Origin of the sequence: Sodalis-like endosymbiont of Proechinophthirus fluctus (assembly GCF_001602625.1) — a bacterium.
GTDB lineage: Bacteria > Pseudomonadota > Gammaproteobacteria > Enterobacterales > Enterobacteriaceae.
Genome location: NZ_LECR01000078.1, coordinates 1 through 2263, shown reverse-complemented (window position 1 = coordinate 2263; position 2263 = coordinate 1). Strand labels below are relative to the sequence as shown.

The 2263-nt window shown below is 51.5% G+C and carries 2 pseudogenes; both read left to right on the top strand.

Annotation, left to right across the window (positions count from 1 at the left end):
* Window positions 1–866: pseudogene (locus BG74_RS17885) on the top strand (glutamate synthase-related protein); the annotation flags it as partial.
* Between the two features lie 304 nt (window positions 867–1170).
* Window positions 1171–1949: pseudogene (locus BG74_RS17880) on the top strand (glutamate synthase small subunit); the annotation flags it as partial.
* Between the last annotated feature and the right edge of the window lie 314 nt (window positions 1950–2263).

Here is a 2263-nt window from a genome sequence, read left to right as displayed (position 1 = left end):
GAGCCGCTGGCCCAGGCAATAAAACCGCACCGATAAAGTCTCATGCATCAAATAGGTCGCGTCCGGTCGATTCCGGGTTACGCCGACCTATTTGGTCAATACCAATGTCATCCAGATTAAGGTAGTGCAGGATGATAAGCTTGGAGAAGACGGTCAGTTACCTGGCTACAAGAAGGTCACGCCGTATATCGCGCGTCTATGTTATTCGATACCCGGCGTGTCACGCTGATTTCGCCACCGCCGTATCATGATATCTACTCGATAGTAGACTTGGCACAGATAACTTTTAGATGATTTTTAATCTCAAGCAAGTAAACTGCCACCAATGCGCTGATTTCAGTCAAGCTTAGTGTCCGAGCCGGGGGCATCGGCACCCACCATCGCTACCAGCGTGGCCAAAACCTATACAGATTTGATAATAATTGCCGGTTAAGACGGCAGCGGCCCCGGTGCCAGCCCGCTGTCCTCAGTGAAATACACCGGCTCGCCCTGGGAATTGGGCCTAGTGGAAACCCAGCAGGCGCTGGTAGTCAACGGGTTACGGCATAAAATCCGCCTGCAGGTGGACGGTGGTCTTTTAAAACCAGCCAGGATATAATTAAGAAGACAATCCTAGGCGCCGAAAGCTTCGGCTTCGGGACCCGGTCTCAGGTGGCGGCGCTTGGATGCAAATATTTGCGCATCTGCCACCTTAATAATAACTGCGCCACGACCATTACCACGGACTGCCGGAACGCGTGACGAATTATTTTCACTTTATTGCTCAGGAAACACGCGAAATTATGGTGAAGCCTGAGTGTGTGACTCGTCTGGTAGACTTGATAGGCCGCACCGATCTGCTTTATGAGCTTGATGGGATGACCAGCAGCTTCATCTATATCCTTCCTCAACAAGCATGTCGACTTTGCCAAGAGCGTAAATCCGGAGCCGGTGGAAAGTCCCAGCCGTGGCGAATTTGACTATTCATGAAGAGCATCTGCGCAGGCTAATTACCGAACACGTTTCATTTGACCGTCTCACACCGCGGCGAGGAGCTGTTGGCCTATTGGCCAGCTTGGGTGGGGCGCTTCACACTGGTGAAACCAAAATCGAGGGATGTGAAAGAGTTGTTGGGCCCACCGCAGCCGCTCCGCGGCAGAATTATGCGTGTAAGCGCAGTAGAAATTAATGATGAGTAAAAATATCTATCAGTTTATCAACCTGCAGCGTGTGGATCCGATAAAAAACCGCTGAAGGTACGTAAAATTGAATTTTTGGAAATCTATGAGCCATTCTCCGACTCTCAGCAAAGCGCAGGCGGACCGTTATCTCTCCTGCAGTAACCCTTGCTTTGAATGGAAATAATGTCCGGTCCATAACTATATTCCAAATTGGCTGAAGCTTGCCAACGAAGGATGTAGTATTACCGAAGCGGCTGAACTTTCGCATGAGACCAACAGTCTGCCGGAAGTGTGCGGGCGTATCCGTCCGAAGGACCATCCGTCCGAAGGACCAGTTGTTAGAGGGTTCCTACACGCTCAACGACGAGTTCAGCGCAGTCACTATCGGCAACATTGAACGCCATATTAATAACAAAAAACTATTGAAATAAGGTGGAAATCAAGAGTTGCTAGCATCGTTCCCACCGGCAAACTGGTGGCAATTGTCGGCGCCGGTCCCTCGGGGCTAGCCTGGGCTGACGTGCTGGCGCACAACGACGTGCAGAAGGTAGTGTTTGACCTTCATCTGGAAATCGGCGATTTACTAACTTTCGGCATCCTCCCTTCAAGCTGGAAAAATAGGTGATGATAAAACGCCACGAAATATTCAGAGACATGGTCATCGAGTTCCGATTGAATACCGAAATCGGTAAAGATGTTCAGCTGAGTGATCTGCTCGGCGAATACGATGCAGTGTTCCTGGGCGTCGGCACCTATCAATCAATTTGCGGTAGTTTGGACAACGAGGATGAGGTACGCGGCTCCGATCTAGTGGTCACCGCCATTGCTGAAAGGCGTAAAGCGGCTGAAGGCATCATGGATTATCTGGAAGTGTAAGCGCTTCCATCTACGCATTGGACAAAAATCCACGCCGTCCCGCTGCAATGCCGGGACGGCGTTTTATTGTGCGGGTGAGGGTCAGGAACCTGTGCGTTTCTGATAGGGGCGGGAACCGGCGACCTAAGGCGGCTAGTGCACCGCCGCCGGGTAATTACTTCACCACGCGCAATGATGGTCGACCGCCGCCGCGTGGCGGCGTGGGCGGCTCATCTTCGGTATCATCT